Source organism: Sphingopyxis sp. H073, assembly GCF_001468395.1.
Taxonomy (GTDB): Bacteria; Pseudomonadota; Alphaproteobacteria; order Sphingomonadales; family Sphingomonadaceae; genus Sphingopyxis.
Map to the genome: position 1 here is coordinate 148,396 of NZ_LNSG01000001.1, position 15,193 is coordinate 163,588.

Here is a 15,193-nt window from a genome sequence, read left to right on the forward strand (position 1 = left end):
TATGCGCGGCAAGCGACTGGCAATGGCGCTGGCGATGACGATGGCGTGTGCAGCGTCGGCGGCGATCGGGCGGCCGCTGCAAGCGCGGCCGGCAGCGGCCGAGGCGCCGAGGATCGACAAGGCGCGGATAGACACCGCCCTGAGACATATGGTCGACAGCGGCCGCGCCGCGGGGGCTTCGGCGCTGATCTGGCGGGATGGCAAGGAGGTTTATTTCGGCAGTGCCGGTATGGCCGACCGCAAGGCCGGGCGGCCGATGCGCCGCGATACGATCGCGCAGATCTTCTCGATGACCAAGCCGGTGACCGGGGTTGCCCTGATGCAGCTCTGGGAACGGGGCAGGTTCCACCTTGACGACCCGCTGGCGAAATATTTCCCCGAATATGCGGCCATGCGCGTCTATGCGGGCCGCGATGCGGCGGGCCAGCCGATCTATGTTCCGGCCGAGCGTCCGATCACGATCCGCGACGTCATGCGCCACACGGCGGGTTTCGCCTATGGTCCGGGGCCGACTCCGGCGCACAACGCCTATGTCGCCGCCGACCCGCTCGCCCTGACGATCGGGCTTCCCGAGATGAACCGCCGCCTCGCCGGGGTCCCGTTGCTCTTCCAGCCCGGAACCCAGTGGAGCTACAGCATCGGCGTCGATGTGCAGGCGGCGCTGGTCGAGAAGCTGTCGGGCCAGCCTTTCGCCGACTATGTCCGCGAGCATATCTTCGAGCGGCTGAAGATGACCGACACCGCGTGGCGCCAGCCCGACGCACGCCTGCCGCGCTTCGCGGCGATGAACGTCAAGCAGGACGGCAAGCTCGGACAGATGCCCGATGCGGAGGCGCGGACGCTCAATTTTCAGGACCACGCGCTGACGCCCGGCGGTTTCGGGCTCGCCTCGACGCTCGACGATTATCAGCGGTTCGCGCGGATGCTGCTGAACGAAGGCGAACTCGACGGTGCGCGCATTCTCCAGCCTTCGACGGTGAAGCTGATGGCGACCGACCAGCTCGACCCCGCGATCGCCGAGCGGCTGTGGCTCCCCGAAAAGGGCGCGGTCGGCTTCGGCCTGGATTTCGCGGTGCGCAAGCGGCCGCCGCAGACATCTGGGGAAAATCGCGGCGCTGTCGGGGAATTTTTCTGGGACGGCGCGGCCTCGACCTTGTTCTGGGTCGATCCGGTGAACAAGCTGACCGCGGTCTTTTTCGTCCAGACGATGCCCTATGACGGCACGCTCCACCGCGATTTCCGCGCCGCGGTCTATGGCGCGGATTACAAGGGGCCACCAGGCGACTGACGCTGTCATGCTTTTGTCATGTCGCTGGCCTTGAGCGGGCCGAGGAGATTGTGACGATGGCCCAGCCCGACAAACGCATGCTGCTTGCCGAAGGCCTGGCGGCGGGCGACGACGATGCGCTGCTCCACGCGCGGCTGGTCGAAGCGGGCGTGTCGGCGGCGGCGGCGAAGTACGAGGTCGACCGGCTGGCGAAGGATCCGATGGCGGCGATGCTGCGGCAGCAGGCGGCGCGGATGGCGAAGCAGGGCTGGCTGTTTGCGAACCAGCAGCGCCTCGCGTTCGAGGCGGAGGGCGGCTTCGCGCTCGATATGCTCGACAAGCCCGACACCGAATTATTTTACCGGCATTATTACGAGGCGAACCGGCCCGCGAAGCTGACCGGTATCATCGACCATTGGCCCGCGCTGACGCGCTGGTCGCTCGATCATTTCGACGCGGTCGCGGGCAACAACGTGGTCGAGGCGCAGGTCGAACGCGAGCGCGATCCGGATTACGAACTCGACAAGGACGACCACCGCCGCCTCGTCCGCTTCGGCGAACTGATCGACTGGCTGCGCAAGGACGAGGCGAGCAACGACATCTATCTGACCGCCTACAACAGCGGCAGCAATGCCGCGGCGCTCGCGCCCTTGTGGGACGATATGGCGCCGATTGCGCTGCTGGACGACAGGCGTGAGCGCGACGGCTTCTTCTGGCTCGGGCCGCGCGGCACGCTCACGCCGTGGCACCATGATCTCACCAATAATCTGCTCGTGCAGGTGATCGGCCGCAAGCGCGTTCGCATGGCGCCGCCCTGGGCCTTTGCGCGGATGCGCAACAGCCGCCACTGCTTCTCCGACTGGGGCAATGATCCGCTACCCGCGGGCGAAGGCGATGGCGCGACGCCGCCGATCCTCGAAACGATCATCGGGCCGGGCGAAGGTATCTTTCTGCCGGTCGGCTGGTGGCACCAGGTCGAGGCGCTCGACCTGTCGGCGAGCATGAGCTTCACCAGCTTTCGCCGACCCAATGCGCATGTCGAGGACTATCGGTCGTGGGGCGCGCTCTAGCGCCTTCTTGCGCTTTGCCGCAGGCAAGCTCCGTTCTGTCGCCGCGGTCAGGCGGCGTAGGACGTGCGTTCGATCGGGTGGTCGCGTGCCGTCAACGCGGCAATCATCGCATCGCTGTCGAAGCCGTCGGAGAATTTTCCGATCACCGAACGCTTCAGAAAGGGATAGCCGGCGGCCAACAACCCCAGCGGATCGCTCATCGTCAGATCGTAAATCGGGTCTGATGGCGTCCAGACCGACCCCACCGACCCCATCCGCGCCGCAATCCGGCCCAGCCGGGTCTCCTGCAGGAAGGCCACGCCGCCATGGTGGCTGCAGGCGAACCGGCGCCACATGACCGGCCGCAATCCTTCCATATAGGCGCGATCGAAATCGCGGATCAGAAAGGCGTAGCTTTGCAGATGCGGTTCGACCGCGTAGCTTGCCGTGAAGCCTGTCATGCGAAACGGCGTGCGCGCGAAAAATGTGCGCATGTCGGCAAAGGGACCGAAGACGCTGTCGTTCAGGACCAGCACGTCGGTGCGGCCGACCGTGTCGGCAAGATGGTCGAGTCCGATCGCATAGCCCGAGAAGTCGAAGCCGTTCAGCTCCTTTCTGATCACGGCATCGGCGGACATGAAATTGGCATCGGGAAGGCCGTTACACGCCACGACGAGCAAGATGCGAAACCCCTGTTCGCGCAGCCGCGTCATCGTGAACCGGTGCTGGCCCAGCGCCCGGCCATCGGGCGCAAACGCGAAATAGAGCGCCCAGGGCCCGGCGCCGTTTGCCGGCGCCAGTACCTCGGTGCGGGGAGCAAGCCGGACGCGGCGCGCGGCAACATGGGCCCGCGTCGCGCTGAGCTTCGTGCCGGGCGGCACGGCGGGCAACGCCATCCATGGGATCGCGTGCAACCCGGCCGCCATGTCCCGTTCGAGAGAATTCGCCACGGACGTCTGCATATGGCCCTTTGCACTTCGGAAAGACGGCTGAATCTAGATCATTATTCCCGCCGATGTAAGGGCGGCCCTTATCGTCGCCTTAAGGTCCATCCCGCTATGCGACGCGGGGAAGGGGCGACCGATGGCACTCGTCAGCGACTATCAGAAGCGGCAGATCCGCGACACCGAGCTTCGGCGTTTCGAGCGCTGGTTCGTCGACACGTCGATGGGCCCTGCCTATCGCGGCCGCGACGGCCGCGGGCGCAGCGTCCGGCCGGACGAAATCGCACGCTGGCGCGCCGACCTCGAGACGCATGTCGATGCGATGATCGCCTCGATCCCCGTCCAGGCGGCATGGGCGATCGGCGCGTTGCTGGCGATCGTCTTCGGCGGGGGCTGGCTGCTCGACGTCATGGATATCCCGCAGCGTTTCCATGCGGCGGCGATCGGGCTCGGCGTCTTCGTGGTCGAGGTCGGCCTCGTCGGCCTCGAAATCTGGGACTATGTCGGGGGGTGGCGAAGCCGGCGCGACGCGATCGAGGCGGCGGTCGCCGCGCGCGCGCCGCTGCCGATCGACGCCGGGCGCCTCGGCCGCGGCACGAACTGGTTCCAGATCGCGTCGCTCGCCGTCGTCGTTCCGATCATCCTGCTTGGCTATTTTTCGCACCTCGACGACGGCCTGATCGACCGCTTCGACTGGCGTTGGGCGTTCGTGGCGATCCCGCTCGCCTGGTCGCTGCATTTCGCCGGCAGATGGTATGACCGGCATATGAAGAAGCTCCGCCGCTGACTCTAACGCTTTTTCACGAATTCGGTGCGCAGGACGAGGCCCTTGATGCCTTCGTAGCGGCAGTCGATTTCCTCGGGATCGGAGGTCAGCCGGATCGACTTGATCACCGTCCCGACCTTGAGCGTCTGCCCCGCGCCCTTCACCGGCAGATCCTTGATGAGGACGACCGAGTCGCCATCGTTCAACACATTGCCGACCGCATCCTTCGCTTGCGGAAGCGCATTCGCGGCTTCGGCGCGGGCGCGGGCTTCGCCGACGGGCAACCATTCGCCGCTCGCTTCGTCATAGACATAATCATCGTCGTCGCTGGTCATGATCTCGCTCTGCTATCTTATTCGGGTTTGCGGAAACGCAGCGTGAACTGGTCGGTCTTGCCGCGAATGGCCGGGTCGAACACGTTGGCGGTAAGCGGATCGGCCGTTTGCTTGTAAAGATCGCTGGATGCGTCCAGCCTGAATCCCGCGTCCGTCAGCGCCGCGACCACCGCCGCTTTGTCGATGCGGTGTAGGCTGTCCGACAGCGTCGTGCCGCTGCCCGCGGCAGCGCTATGGTCGACGACGATCAGCGTCCCGCCAGGCTTCAGCGCCGCGAACAGCGCCGCGCTTGCCTTGGCGCCCGTGCCTGCGGGGAAGGGCTTGAGGTAAAGGTCGTGGAAATTCTGGACGGTGATGATCGCGTCGAGGGGTTCGGGGAACGCCGGCGCCGCGAACGGCCCCGCGACCGCATCGACATTGGCATAGGCAGCATCGATCGCAGCCTGATCGTCGCCATATTGCTTCTTGAACGCGATGAACTCGGCGGGCTGGAAGGCATAGACTTTTCCCGCGGGACCGACAGCACCCGCGAGGATGCGGGTCAGATAACCGCCGCCCATCACGAAGTCGCCGACCTTTTGCCCCGGCTTGATCCCGGCAAAGGCGAGCAGCTCCGCGGGTTTGCGCGCCGCGTCGCGCTCGCGGTCGGCGGCCGGGCGCGCCGGGTCGGCGAGCGCGGCCTTGTTGTCGGGGACAGGGGTCTGTTTCGCAGCGACCGACGGAGCGGCGAGGGCAAGCAGGATGGCAAGGGTCAGCGGGCGGATCATGGCATCGACTCCTTATGGTTTGTTGCGACATCATAGCGCCTTGGAACGCGTCCGGCGCCATAATTTGCACATCCTGATTTTGGTGATAGGTTTCACCTAGAAACCAAATAGCCGGGAGAGTCGGGATGCATGATCTGGTGATACGCGGCGGCACCGTCGTCGACGGAACGGGCGGCGCGCCTTTCGTTGCGGATGTCGCGGTGGCGGGCGATCGCATCGTCGCGATCGGCCGGAACCTCGGCCCCGCACGCGAGGAAATCGACGCGACCGGCAAGATCGTTACCCCCGGCTTCGTCGACGTCCACACCCATTATGACGGGCAGGCGACCTGGGACGCCGAAATGGCGCCGTCGAGCTGGCACGGCGTCACCACCGTCGTCATGGGCAATTGCGGCGTTGGCTTTGCGCCCGCGCGGCCCGACCGCCACGACTGGCTGATATCGCTGATGGAGGGCGTCGAGGACATCCCCGGCACCGCGCTCGCCGAGGGCATGTCGTGGGATTGGGAGACCTTCCCCGAATATATGGACGCGCTCGAAAAACTGCCGCGCACCGTCGACGTCGCGTGCCACGTCCCGCACGGGGCGGTGCGCGCCTATGTGCTGGGCGACCGCGAAAAGCCCGGCGCGATTCCGACCGCCGAGGATATCGCGGAAATGTCGCGCATCGTCGAGGAGGGCGTGCGCGCCGGTGCGCTCGGCTTCTCGACCAGCCGCACCGTTCTCCACAAGTCGGTCGACGGCGAACTCGTCCCCGGCACCACCGCGACCGCCGAGGAACTGGTCGCGATCGGCCGCGCAATGGGGCGCGTCGGCTATGGCGTGTTCGAAATGGCGAGCGACATGAAGCGCGAATGGAACGAGTTTCAGTGGATGGGGGATTTGAGCCGCGAGACCGGGCTTCCCGTGACCTTCGCCGCGCTCCAGTCGATCGCCAAGGAATTGCCGCTCGAAGAGCAGATTTCGGAAATGCGCAAACAGAATGCGACCGGCGCGAACATCGTCGCGCAGATCGCGCTGCGCGGCAATGGCATCATCATGGCGTGGCAGGGGACGGTGCATCCCTTCCGCTTCAAGCCCGCGTGGAACGAGATCATCGACCTGCCGTGGGAGCAGCAACTCGCGCATCTGAAAGACCCGGCGTTCAAGAGTCGCATGATCGAAGAGGCGAATGTCTGGCCTGAAAGCGACATCCTCGATTTCCTAAAGATCGTCGCGCTCGGCTGGCCGGTGCAGTTCGAAATGGACCCCGACTTCAACTATGAGCCCAAGATGGACGAAAGCATTGCCGCGCGTGCCGCGGCGGCGGGGGTCTCGCCTGACGAATATGCCTATGATCTGCTGATGAAGGACGACGGCAAGGGTTTCATCTACTTCCCAATCCTCAACTACCGCGACGGCAACCTCAATTTCCTCGAGGATTTGCAGGCGGCGGACGACACCGTGAACAGCCTTTCGGACGGCGGCGCGCATTGCGGCACGATTTGCGATGCGGCCTCGCCGACCTTCATGCTCCAGCACTGGGTCCGCGACCGCAAGGGAAACCGCATCGCCCTCGAACATGCGATCAAGCGCCAGTGCCGCGATACCGCGATGCTCTATGGCCTCGAGGATCGCGGGGTGCTGGCGCCGGGCTATCTCGCCGATTTGAACGTCATCGACATGGAGGCGCTGAAGCTTGGCAAGCCGTGGCTCGCCTTCGACCTGCCCGCGGGCGGCAAGCGCCTGCTGCAAAAGGCCGACGGCTACGTCGCGACGATCAAGTCGGGCGTCGTCACCTTCAAGGACGGCAAAATGCAGGGCCCGACCCCGGGCGGTGTCATCCGCGGTCCGCAGCAAGTCGAGCTGGCGATGGCGGCGGAGTGATGCGGGCGGTCCGGCTTCGCGCGCCCGCCTCGCTCGACAATCTGACGCTCGCCGATCTTGCCGACCCCGGCGATCCGGGGCCGGGCGAGATTCGCGTGCGGCTCGCGGCCTCGTCGCTCAACTTCCATGACTTCGCGGTCGTCGCCGGGATGATTCCGACCGTCGATGGCCGCATCCCGATGTCCGACGGGGCGGGGACCGTCGAGGCGGTTGGTGAGGGCGTGACCGATTACAAGGTCGGCGACGGCGTCGTTTCACTCTTCTTTCCCGGCTGGGGCGACGGCCCCTCGCCGTCGATGAGCGCGCTGACCAATGTGCCCGGTGACAGCACCGACGGCTATGCGCGCGACGTGGTGGTGACGCCGCAGCATTGGTTTACCCGCACACCGACAGGCTGGTCGGCCGCCGAGGCCGCGACGCTGACCTGTGCGGGGCTGACCGCGTGGCGTGCGCTGTTCGTCGACGGTGCTACCTTGCCGGGCTCGACCGTTCTGGTGCAGGGCAGCGGCGGGGTGTCCGTGTTCGCGCTGCAATTCGCCAAGGCGGCAGGTGCGCGAGTGATCGCGACAAGCTCGTCGGACGCGAAGCTCGATCGGCTGAAGGCGCTCGGCGCCGACGCGTTGATCAATTACAAGGACGTCCCGGAGTGGGGCGCCAGGGCGCTCGAACTCACCGGCGGGCGCGGTGTCGATACGGTGGTCGAGATCGGCGGTGCCGGGACGCTCGACCAATCGATGGTCGCCACGCGCGTCGGCGGCCATGTCGCCTTGATCGGCGTGCTTACGGGGATTGTCGGGCCGGTGAAAACCGCGCTGCTGATGAGCAAGAATCTGCGCGTGCAAGGGCTGACGGTCGGCAGCCGCGCGCAGCAACTCGCGATGATCGCGGGGGTCGAGGCGAACGGCATCCGTCCGATCCTCGACCAGCATTTCCCGCTCGAAAATCTCGCCGACGCGTTCCGGCATCAGGCGGCGAACGCGCATTTCGGCAAGATCATCGTCGATATCTAGGGTCCTGACCCTAGCGGCTCAACGCCCGAGCAAATCCGAAGGCAAGGTCGGTTCGCTGACGATCTTCGCCATCCGCCGCCACATCTCGTCGCGGCTCGGCCTGCCGCGCTCGACATAGGCGCGGACCATCGTCTCGCCGAGGCCGTAATTGATCACATAGCTGCGATATTGTTCGGTGAAGCGAACCGACTGGTCGGCGCGTTCGGGCGAGACGAGCATATATTTCCGGGTAAGCGCAACCGCCGTCGCCCGGTCGATCTCGCCATCGAGATATTGCTGCGCGATCGTCAGCCGCGCCCCCGAAGCGCGTTTGATCGCCGACAGCAATTGCCAGTAGCGGTCGTCGGATGGTACGGGAATCTCGGCGATCGGCATCAGCACGTCGCGCTCGGTGTCGGCCTTGCTGGTGCCTGGAAAGGCGAGGTCGATGCCGTAGTTGGCGCTGCCCTCGGCGATCAGGCTTTGCGGGCTGTAGAGCGGATAGACGCTGAACTCGCTCCAGCCGCGCCCCTTCGCCAGCCCTTCCTCCAGCTTCATGTTGAGCAGATGATGGCCGGGATAGCCCTCGTGGCAACCGAGGTCGAGTGCGCGCGACAGGCGGATCGGCAGGTCGGTGTTGACATGGATCAGGCTGTGATAGCCGCCCTGGTAATAGTTATAGCCGCTCCAGCTCTTGCCGGTGACGAATTCGAGGCGGAAGCTCTCGCCCGCGGGCATCGGAATATGCGCGGCGCTGCGGCCGCGACAGCGTGCGATTGCGGCGTCGAAGACCTTCTGCAGCCGCTGCTTCGGGATGGTGAAGCGGTCGAGATAGGCCTCGACCCGCGTCGCGAGCGGTCCCTCGCCGGGAACCAGCGCCTCGATCCTGGCAAGTTCAGCGTCATAGGTTTCGAGCGGTTTCAGCTTCGGGCGGACGCCGAACAGCCTTTCGGCCTCGTCGGCGAAGGCGAAGCGCGTGCCTTGCATCATCATCAGCCGCGCTTCGGCGGCGCGAAGCTGCGCGCGCAGGAAGGCGGCGCGGCGGCGGTCGAGCGGATCGGACAGGCGCCGCGCTGCGGCATCGGTCCGCACCATCAGGTCGCGCGTCGCGGCGAGCAGCGCATCCCTGTCGCGCGGCGCCGCCTCGGCCGCCTTTTGAAGGTCGGGCGGGCCGTAATAGGCGTCGATATAGCCGTCCTCGTGCGTCCCGATCTCAAGCGTCAGGCGCAGATAGTCGGCTGCGATGGCATCGAGGGCTTGCGACGCGTCGGGGCTGCGCCGGACATCGAGTGACGCGATCCCCGCTTCATTCGCGGGACGCGGCGGCGCATCGACCGCGCACGATCCCAAGGGGGCGGCGAGGAGGAGAAGGAAGGGGAGCTTGCGCATCAGGTCGCGGCCGGTTCCTTGCTGTCCGACGTATCGCGCACATCGCCATCGGCGGCAATTTCCGCATTCGTCTCGCTTTCGATCGCGTCATGGTCGGGATGCGGCGGTGCAAGGCGCAGCAGGGCGAAGCCCGAGAGCGCGGCGACCAGCGACCCCATCAGGATGCCGATCTTCGCTTCCTCGACCAGCGCCGCATCGCCGGGGAAGGCGAGCCCGCCGATGAACAGGCTCATCGTGAAGCCGATGCCGCACAGAATCGCGACCGCATAGACCTGCAGCCAGGTCGCGCCGCGCAGACGCCCGGCGATGCCGAGCTTCACGGCGAGCCAGACGCTGCCGAAGATGCCGAGCTGCTTGCCGAGGAACAGCCCTGCCGCGATGCCGAGCGGCAGCGGCGCGAACATCTGCTCGGGACCAAGGCCGCGGACATCGACCCCGGCGTTGGCGAAGCCGAAAAGCGGGACGATCGCGAAGGCAACCCAGGGATGCAGTCCGTGCTCCAGCCGGTGCAGCGGAGACTCTTCGCTGTCGGGCGCGCCCGGCGTCCGCTCGAAGGGAATCGCCATCGCGGCGAGCACGCCCGCGATGGTCGCGTGGACGCCCGACAGCAGCATCGCGTACCAGAGGATCAGGAAGGCGACGAGGTAGAGCGCAAGGCTCTTCACTCCCAGGCGGTTCATCGCGAACATCACGCCGAGAATCGCCGCCGCCGCGCCGAGCGCGACGAGGTTGATCTTGGCGGTATAGAAGAGCGCGATGATCGCCACCGCGCCCATATCGTCGACGATCGCCACGGTGATGAGGAACAGCTTGAGCGAGGTCGGTGCGCGTTTGCCGAGCAGGGCGAGCACGCCCATCGCGAAGGCGATGTCGGTCGCGGCGGGAATCGCCCAGCCCTGCGCGAGGCCGGGCGTCGCGCCGGCAAAGGCCAAATAGATCGCGGCCGGGGCTGCCATGCCGGCAGCCGCGGCAACCATCGGCAGGATCCGCCGGCCCCATGTCGCGAGCCGTCCGTCGACGAACTCGCGCTTGATCTCCAGCCCGACGAGCAGGAAGAAAATCGCCATCAGCCCGTCGTTGATCCACAGATGCACCGTCATCGGACCGAGCTTGTCGGTCAGGACCGGCCCCGTCACGGCGTGGATGAGATGATTATAGGTCTCTGCGAATGTCGAATTTGCAACAATCATCGCCATTATGGCGGCGAAAATCAGCAGCATTCCTCCCGCGCTTTCACTCTCCAGAAAGTCGCGAAGGGCGGATCGAGGGGCGGATTTACTGGACATTCGGGAAAATACCGGATCGCTTTCAAGGGGTTTGACCCCGCTTTCCTAGCGACCGTGGGGGCGTCCGTCACCCTTTACAAAAATTGTGTCGATATTACCGAATGACGCCGGCCGATGGCGGGGCGCCATCGAGAAGGGGCGACGCGCGGGGTGGAGCTGTCGATCGCATCGCTGGAGTGGCTGGTGCTGGGCGCCGGTCGCGAACTGATGCTGTTTGCATCGGTCGGCATCCTGCTGTTCGGGATTGACGACCTGCTCTTCGACGGTCTGTGGATCGCGACGAACGGCCGCGACCGACTAGTCGATCTCGGTGTGGACAAGGAGCAGCCGCTCGCCGGAAAGTTGGCGATCTTCATTCCGGCCTGGAAGGAGGCGGCGGTTCTGCCGACGACGCTGTTGCGCTCGCTGGCGGCCTGGGGTGACGATGATTTTCGCATCTATATCGGCTGTTATCCCAACGACGCGGCGACGTTGCTCGCGGTGTCGCCGCTGGCGGCATCCGACCCGCGGCTCCGCCTGGTGATCGGCGCCGCTGACGGCCCCACGACGAAGGGCGACAATCTCAACCAGATGTGGGCCGCACTGTGCGCCGACGAGCGTGCCGAGGGGTTTCGCGCCCTGGGCGTCATTCTGCACGATGCCGAAGACCATGTGCATCCTCACGAACTCGCTCTCTATCGCCGCACCCTCGACGGCAATGCGATGGTCCAGATCCCGGTCGTGCCCTTTGTCGATCAGGGGGCAACCTGGATCGGGGGTCATTATTGCGACGAGTTTGCGGAAGCGCATGGCAAGGAGGTCGTGCTTCGTTCGCGGCTGGGCCTCCCGATCCCGTCGGCAGGCGTCGGCTGCGCGTTGGCCCGCAGCACCGTTGCCCTGCTGGCGATCGAGCGCGGCGGTGATCCCTTTCGGCCGGACAGCCTGACCGAGGATTATGAGCTGGGCATGCTGATCGGCGCCTATGGCCTGTCGGCCCGCTTCGTCGATGCGATCGGACCGGACGGGGATCGAATAGCGTCGCGCGGGGCGTTCCCGATCACGGTAGAAACCGCAGTACGGCAGAAGTCTCGGTGGATTGCAGGTATCGCGCTTGCGGCCTGGGATTCGCTCGGTTGGATCGGCCAGATACGCAGCATACAGGATGGCGGACGTCCCAATATCTGGCTGACGCGCTGGATGCTGTGGCGCGACCGGCGCGCGCCCTTGGCCGCGATCGTGCTGCTGACGGCCTATGTCGCGTTGGTTCTGACGACGCTGGGCGTTGCGGGGACGCAGTGGCTGGGATGGGCCATGCCGACGCCGGGACAGGCGATCCGCACGCTGTTCCTGGTCAACGCGGTGGTTCTGCTCTGGCGGCTTGGCATGCGCGGATATTTCACTGCCCGCTGGTACGGGCCTCGGCAGGCGCTGCAGGCGCTGCCGCGCGCCTTTCTCGGCAATGTCATCGCGATACTCGCCGCGCGCCGGGCGGCTTCGCTCTATTGGACCATGCTCCGATCGGGCAAGGTCGTGTGGGACAAGACCGAACATTTCCATCGCGCGCCGCTGACCGAGCCGCTGCCATCGCGAGCGACCGAGTGATCATCGGCGTACGCGTCTTGCTGCCGGCCGGAACCGAAGCGCGGGCGTTTCGCTTTTTGGCGCTGTGTCTGGTTGGGTGGATCGGCGTTCGAGCTTTGGCGCTGTGGGATGCCGCTGTCCCGATGGCCGCGCCCGCGGGCGTAGGGTCCGCGTGGGTGCCTCCACCGCCTGCCTTGGCTGCGCCGCCCCCTCCGTTCGTCACGTCCGCCCGCGCCGGAGACCGCCGGCTGGCGCGCCAAGCCTTTGGCATGTCGGTGCCGCCCTCGATGCTGGCAAGCCGTCAAGGCGCCCGGCGCGCCTTCGCGTTCGGCGACGATGACCGGCGTGGAGAGGAGCCGTCGATGGCCGGCGGCGGTAATCGTCACAGCTTACGCTTGGCTTTGATGGCACGCCTTTTCCCGTCGGCCAGTCAGTCGAGCGCGGCCTTTCCCGGCCGTGAAAGCCTGTGGGCGGTCGGGACACCCGCCGCTGCTGCAACGCCAGGCTATGCGGAGCCCTTCTGGATGAACCGGCGGCTCGGTGGCTGGTCGCTGGGAAGCTGGATCTATCTGCGCGAAGGATCCGATCGGACGCCGGGCAATATCGTGGCGGGCGGTCAACTGGGGGGCTCGCAGGCCGGGATGCGGCTGGCCTACGGCTTTGGAGATGCCGGGCGCGTGCGCGCCTATGGCCGGGCGACGGTGGCGATTGAACAGCCGCGCCAGCGCGAGGCCGCGTTCGGCGTGGCTTTCGCGCCGGTCCGGCGCTGGCCGGTCGATATCGCGGTGGAGCAACGCGTTGCGCTCGGCGACCAAGGGCGGACGGCGCTCGCCGCGCTGGCGAGCGGTGGCGTGGGCGATGTTCCGGTAGCGGGCGCGTTCCGGCTCGAGGCCTATGCCCAAATCGGCGTGGTCGGCCTCAACCGCCGTGACGGCTTTGCCGACGGGGCCGTCGTGATCGATCGCCGGTTGGGCAAGGACGAGCGGTCGCCGCTGCGCCTCGGCGCGCTGGCGGCTGGAGCGATCCAGCCCGGCGCGTCGCGCGTCGATATAGGGCCGCGATTGACCGTAAAGCTTCCAGATGTCGGGCAGGGCGCTCGGATCGCTCTCGATTGGCGGCAGCGGGTGGCCGGCAATGCTCGCCCCGAAAGCGGCGTTGCGCTGACGCTGGCGGCCGATTTCTGACGTCGGGAAATTTAGCTGGTTCATCCGATTCCCCGGCGATGAAAAATGCTCTAGGGTTTCGGGACTCGGCGCAGTTTTACGCCGCAGACGCATGTTTCGGGGCCCATGGATCTCTACCTCCCAGTCGCCAATCTGTCGGTCAACGCGCTGGTCATCATCCTGCTCGGCGGCGGGGTCGGCTTTCTGTCGGGGATGTTCGGGGTCGGCGGCGGTTTCCTGACGACGCCGCTGCTGATCTTCTATGGCATCCCGCCGACGGTCGCTGCCGCATCGGCGGCGACGCAAGTGACCGGCGCCAGCGTGTCGGGCGCGCTCGCACATTTCGAGCGTGACGGGGTCGATGTGCGGATGGGCGCGGTGCTGATTGCCGGGGGCCTGCTCGGCTCGCTGATCGGCGCGGGGCTGTTCGAACTCCTCACCGCCTGGGGCCAGATCGATACCGCGATCAATATCCTCTATGTCGTGCTCCTCGGCTCGGTCGGCGGGCTGATGGCGCGCGAGGCCTGGGGCGCGCTCCGCGCCGCGCGGGCGGGATTGCCTGCTCCCGCCAGAAAGCGGCGTCACCATCCGATGGTTGCCAACCTGCCGCTGCGCTGGCGTTTCTACCGCTCGGGCCTTTATATCTCGCCGCTCGCGCCGCTGATCCTCGGGATGCTGGTCGGCATATTGACGATGCTGCTTGGTGTCGGCGGCGGTTTCATCATGGTCCCGGCGATGCTCTATCTGCTCGGCATGGGGACGCAGGTCGTGGTCGGCACCTCGCTGTTCCAGATCCTGTTCGTGACGATCGCGACGACGATGGTCCACGCGATGACGACGGGTGCGGTCGATATCGTCCTCGCCGGCCTGCTACTGCTCGGCAGCGTCACCGGGGCGCAGTTCGGCGCGCGCTTCGCGCAGAAGGTGAAGCCCGAATATCTGCGCATGGCGCTCGCGGCGATCGTGTTGCTGGTCGCGGCGCGGATGGCCGTGGGGCTCTTCATCCGCCCCGACGAAATCTATACGGTGCAATGAGGCTCGCACTCGCCTCGATCCTTGGTTTCGCGCTGTTCGCGGCGGTTCCGGCGCAGGCCGCCGACCCGCGGCTCGTCCCCGATGTGTCGAGCCGCGCGATCGACATCCAGTACAGCTTTACCGGCGAGGAATTGCTGCTGTTCGGCGCGATCCTCTATCCGGGCCAGCGCCTCCCCGACGACCGCGCCGATATCGTCGTGGTGCTGAAAGGACCGGTGCGTCCGATCGTGCTTCGCGAAAAGCGCCGCGTCGCGGGCATCTGGGTTAACGCGAACAGCATCCGCCTTCGCACGTCGCCGGGCTTCTATGCAATCGGTTCGTCGCGGCCGATCGACAAGCTGGTCGACGAACGCACCGCCGCCATCTTCGAGCTCGGCCTCGACAATCTGTCGATGTCGCCGGCCGGCTTTTCGGAGGCGCGCAAGCTCGCGCGCTTCGAGAGCGGGCTGATCGACCTCTATCGGCGGAGCGGACTGTTCTATGAGAATCCCGGCGCGGTCGAGATTACGGAAGGCGTGCTCTATCGAGCGCGCATCCCGGTTCCGGCGCGCGTGCCGGTGGGCACCTATCGCGCCGAAACCTATCTGATCAGCCGCGGCCGCGTGCTGGCGGTCGCCTCGCGCGACGTCCAGATCCGCAAGGCGGGTTTCGAGCGTTTCGTCGCGCTCGCGGCGCAGCGCCACGGCTTCCTCTACGGCCTGACCGCGGTCGCGCTGTCGCTGCTGCTCGGCTATGGCGCATCGGCCATTTTCCGGCGCCGCTGAGATATATTGCCATT

General features: G+C 66.3%; 14 protein-coding genes. 9 read left to right on the top strand and 5 right to left on the bottom strand.

Going from position 1 to position 15,193, the window contains the following annotated elements; all coding sequences use genetic code 11:
• Position 1 precedes the first annotated feature (1 nt).
• Entirely contained in the window at positions 2 to 1,288 is a 1,287-nt protein-coding gene (locus tag ATE64_RS00745; protein WP_058455668.1) for a serine hydrolase domain-containing protein, read from the top strand.
• A 56-nt stretch (positions 1,289 to 1,344) separates the two neighbouring features.
• Positions 1,345 to 2,337 (top strand): cupin-like domain-containing protein, encoded by a 993-nt coding sequence (locus tag ATE64_RS00750; RefSeq protein WP_058455669.1) that lies wholly within the window; start codon positions 1,345 to 1,347, stop codon positions 2,335 to 2,337.
• A gap of 47 nt (positions 2,338 to 2,384) precedes the next feature.
• Here ATE64_RS00750 and ATE64_RS00755 read toward each other — a convergent pair whose 3' ends face one another.
• Positions 2,385 to 3,266, bottom strand: a complete 882-nt coding sequence (locus tag ATE64_RS00755) for a hypothetical protein (protein ID WP_156416444.1) — start codon at positions 3,264 to 3,266, stop codon at positions 2,385 to 2,387.
• 133 nt (positions 3,267 to 3,399) lie between these two features.
• Between ATE64_RS00755 and ATE64_RS00760 the strand changes: the two genes are divergently transcribed.
• The gene (locus ATE64_RS00760; RefSeq protein WP_058455671.1) at positions 3,400 to 4,047 is read left to right on the top strand and encodes a hypothetical protein; all 648 of its coding nucleotides are present in this window, start codon (positions 3,400 to 3,402) and stop codon (positions 4,045 to 4,047) included.
• A 2-nt stretch (positions 4,048 to 4,049) separates the two neighbouring features.
• Here the strand turns inward: ATE64_RS00760 and ATE64_RS00765 are convergent, their stop codons facing one another.
• Together ATE64_RS00765 and ATE64_RS00770 are read right to left on the bottom strand one after the other, a co-directional pair.
• Positions 4,050 to 4,361: an alkylphosphonate utilization protein gene (locus ATE64_RS00765; RefSeq protein ID WP_058455672.1), complete on the bottom strand. Its 312-nt coding sequence runs from the start codon at positions 4,359 to 4,361 to the stop codon at positions 4,050 to 4,052.
• 17 nt (positions 4,362 to 4,378) lie between these two features.
• On the bottom strand, positions 4,379 to 5,128 hold the full coding sequence (locus ATE64_RS00770) for a class I SAM-dependent methyltransferase (protein WP_058455673.1): 750 nt from the start codon (positions 5,126 to 5,128) through the stop codon (positions 4,379 to 4,381).
• Between the two features lie 125 nt (positions 5,129 to 5,253).
• Here ATE64_RS00770 and ATE64_RS00775 point away from each other — a divergent pair, with 125 nt between their 5' ends.
• On the top strand, positions 5,254 to 6,993 hold the full coding sequence (locus ATE64_RS00775; protein ID WP_058455674.1) for a D-aminoacylase: 1,740 nt from the start codon (positions 5,254 to 5,256) through the stop codon (positions 6,991 to 6,993).
• The gene (locus ATE64_RS00780; RefSeq protein ID WP_058455675.1) at positions 6,993 to 8,003 is read left to right on the top strand and encodes an NAD(P)-dependent alcohol dehydrogenase; all 1,011 of its coding nucleotides are present in this window, start codon (positions 6,993 to 6,995) and stop codon (positions 8,001 to 8,003) included. The genes ATE64_RS00775 and ATE64_RS00780 overlap by 1 nt, the downstream gene beginning before the upstream one ends.
• A gap of 18 nt (positions 8,004 to 8,021) precedes the next feature.
• On the opposite strand, the gene ATE64_RS00785 is transcribed toward ATE64_RS00780, so the two are convergent.
• A complete protein-coding gene (locus ATE64_RS00785; protein ID WP_197410091.1) occupies positions 8,022 to 9,371 on the bottom strand; it encodes a hypothetical protein in 1,350 nt (449 codons plus the stop codon).
• Positions 9,371 to 10,657, bottom strand: a complete 1,287-nt coding sequence (gene nhaA, locus ATE64_RS00790) for a Na+/H+ antiporter NhaA (RefSeq protein WP_058455676.1) — start codon at positions 10,655 to 10,657, stop codon at positions 9,371 to 9,373. Before nhaA ends, ATE64_RS00785 begins: the two co-directional genes overlap by 1 nt.
• 114 nt (positions 10,658 to 10,771) lie before the next feature.
• Here nhaA and ATE64_RS00795 point away from each other — a divergent pair, with 114 nt between their 5' ends.
• The 4 genes from ATE64_RS00795 to ATE64_RS00810 all read left to right on the top strand — a co-directional run bounded on the left by ATE64_RS00795 (position 10,772) and on the right by ATE64_RS00810 (position 15,179).
• Positions 10,772 to 12,238 (top strand): glycosyl transferase family protein, encoded by a 1,467-nt coding sequence (locus tag ATE64_RS00795; protein WP_058455677.1) that lies wholly within the window; start codon positions 10,772 to 10,774, stop codon positions 12,236 to 12,238.
• The gene (locus tag ATE64_RS00800) at positions 12,235 to 13,401 is read left to right on the top strand and encodes a hypothetical protein (protein WP_156416443.1); all 1,167 of its coding nucleotides are present in this window, start codon (positions 12,235 to 12,237) and stop codon (positions 13,399 to 13,401) included. The genes ATE64_RS00795 and ATE64_RS00800 overlap by 4 nt, the downstream gene beginning before the upstream one ends.
• Before the next feature lie 105 nt (positions 13,402 to 13,506).
• Positions 13,507 to 14,415 carry a sulfite exporter TauE/SafE family protein gene (locus ATE64_RS00805; RefSeq protein ID WP_058455679.1) on the top strand — a complete coding sequence of 303 codons (909 nt, stop codon included), beginning with the start codon at positions 13,507 to 13,509 and terminating at the stop codon, positions 14,413 to 14,415.
• Complete coding sequence (locus tag ATE64_RS00810; protein WP_058455680.1) at positions 14,412 to 15,179, top strand: TIGR02186 family protein; 768 nt, start codon at positions 14,412 to 14,414, stop codon at positions 15,177 to 15,179. Before ATE64_RS00805 ends, ATE64_RS00810 begins: the two co-directional genes overlap by 4 nt.
• The last annotated feature ends 14 nt before the right edge of the window (positions 15,180 to 15,193 follow it).

Coding starts and splice junctions, on each gene's coding strand:
- ATE64_RS00780 (WP_058455675.1), top strand. CDS start 6,993: ATGCGGGCGGTCCGGCTTCGCGCGCCCGCCTCGCTCGACAATCTGACG.
- ATE64_RS00750 (WP_058455669.1), top strand. CDS start 1,345: ATGGCCCAGCCCGACAAACGCATGCTGCTTGCCGAAGGCCTGGCGGCG.
- ATE64_RS00760 (WP_058455671.1), top strand. CDS start 3,400: ATGGCACTCGTCAGCGACTATCAGAAGCGGCAGATCCGCGACACCGAG.
- ATE64_RS00795 (WP_058455677.1), top strand. CDS start 10,772: ATGGCGGGGCGCCATCGAGAAGGGGCGACGCGCGGGGTGGAGCTGTCG.
- ATE64_RS00745 (WP_058455668.1), top strand. CDS start 2: ATGCGCGGCAAGCGACTGGCAATGGCGCTGGCGATGACGATGGCGTGT.
- ATE64_RS00770 (WP_058455673.1), bottom strand. CDS start 5,128: ATGATCCGCCCGCTGACCCTTGCCATCCTGCTTGCCCTCGCCGCTCCG.
- nhaA (WP_058455676.1), bottom strand. CDS start 10,657: ATGTCCAGTAAATCCGCCCCTCGATCCGCCCTTCGCGACTTTCTGGAG.
- ATE64_RS00775 (WP_058455674.1), top strand. CDS start 5,254: ATGCATGATCTGGTGATACGCGGCGGCACCGTCGTCGACGGAACGGGC.
- ATE64_RS00810 (WP_058455680.1), top strand. CDS start 14,412: ATGAGGCTCGCACTCGCCTCGATCCTTGGTTTCGCGCTGTTCGCGGCG.
- ATE64_RS00765 (WP_058455672.1), bottom strand. CDS start 4,361: ATGACCAGCGACGACGATGATTATGTCTATGACGAAGCGAGCGGCGAA.
- ATE64_RS00785 (WP_197410091.1), bottom strand. CDS start 9,371: ATGCGCAAGCTCCCCTTCCTTCTCCTCCTCGCCGCCCCCTTGGGATCG.
- ATE64_RS00805 (WP_058455679.1), top strand. CDS start 13,507: ATGGATCTCTACCTCCCAGTCGCCAATCTGTCGGTCAACGCGCTGGTC.